This is a genomic window from Duganella sp. Leaf61 (assembly GCF_001421905.1).
GTDB classification, from domain to species: Bacteria; Pseudomonadota; Gammaproteobacteria; order Burkholderiales; family Burkholderiaceae_D; genus Rugamonas; species Rugamonas zoogloeoides.
On sequence record NZ_LMLM01000027.1, the window covers coordinates 1 to 1,252 of the forward strand.

A 1,252-nucleotide genomic window follows, 5' to 3' on the forward strand; every position below is an offset into this window, starting at 1 on the left:
CGACCTGGCGCGCGACGTGCTGCTGCGGGCCGCGCTGGTGTGCCTGGCAGACCAACACCATGTGCTGCTGCTGAACCTGCACCATATCGCCGCCGACGGCTGGTCCATGGGCGTGCTGTTGCGCGAACTGAATTTGCTGTACAACGCCGCCAGCGGCGGTGCTCCGGCCATGCTGCCGGCGTTGCCGGTGCAGTATGCCGACTATGCGCAATGGCAGCGCGGCTGGCTCCAAGGACAGGAGCTTGAGCGCCAGCTTGGCTACTGGCGCAGCCAATTGACCGGACTGCCCCCGGTACACCGGCTGCCGCTGGACAAGCCGCGTCCCGCCCAGCAGCGCTTTCACGGCCTGGCGCTGGCGCAAACCATCGATGCCGGCCTGCTGCTGGCGATCGAGGCCTGCTGCCAGCGGCAGCAGGTGACGCTGTTCATGTTCCTGCAAACCGCGCTGGCCGTGCTGCTCAAGCGCTACAGCGGCGAGGACGATATCGTGATCGGTTCGCCCATTGCCGGCCGCGCGCACAGCGATGTCGAAGGGCTGATCGGCCTGTTCGTCAACAGCCTGGTGCTGCGTACCGACCTGGCGGGAGACCCCGCGTTTTCCACGCTGCTGCAAAAGAACAGGCAGATGATACTGGGAGCTTACGAGCATCAACACGTGCCGTTCGAAATGCTGGTCGATGCGCTGGAACCCGAGCGCAGTCTCAGTTACAGCCCGCTCTACCAGGTCATGCTGACCCTGCATAACAACGAGGGGCACGACATGGCGCTCAACGGCTTGACGGTGGTGGGCAAGTCGGGCGGACGCAATACCATCAAGTGCGACCTCGAGCTGACAGCGTCGGCGGGCGCAGCGGGACTGTATATCGACTGGGCCTACAACATCGACCTGTTCGAGGGCGCCAGCGTGGCGCGCATGTCCGCCAATTTCGAACAGCTGCTGCGCGCCATCGTGGCCGTGCCGGACGCCCGTATCGGCGCGCTGCCCGTGCTGGCGGACGACGAACGCCATCAGCTGCTGCACGCCTGGAACGATACGGACGTGGCGGTCGACGGCGCCGCCACGCTGGCTGCGCTGTTTGAAGCGCAGGCAGCGGCCACGCCGCACGCGCCGGCCCTCGTGGATGGCGCCGACACGCTCGATTACGCGGTGCTGAACGCGCAAGCCAACGGCCTCGCTCACTACCTGCGCGCCGCCGGCGTGGGCGAGGRCAGCCTGGTCGGCCTGTGCCTGGACCGTTCGGCCGCGATGGTG

Annotated in this window: 1 protein-coding gene; it reads left to right on the forward strand. The window is 66.8% G+C overall.

Features of this window, described 5'->3' with window-relative positions:
• A partial coding sequence (locus tag ASF04_RS15120; RefSeq protein ID WP_156368665.1) for a condensation domain-containing protein occupies positions 1-1,252 on the forward strand: 1,252 nt, incomplete at both ends.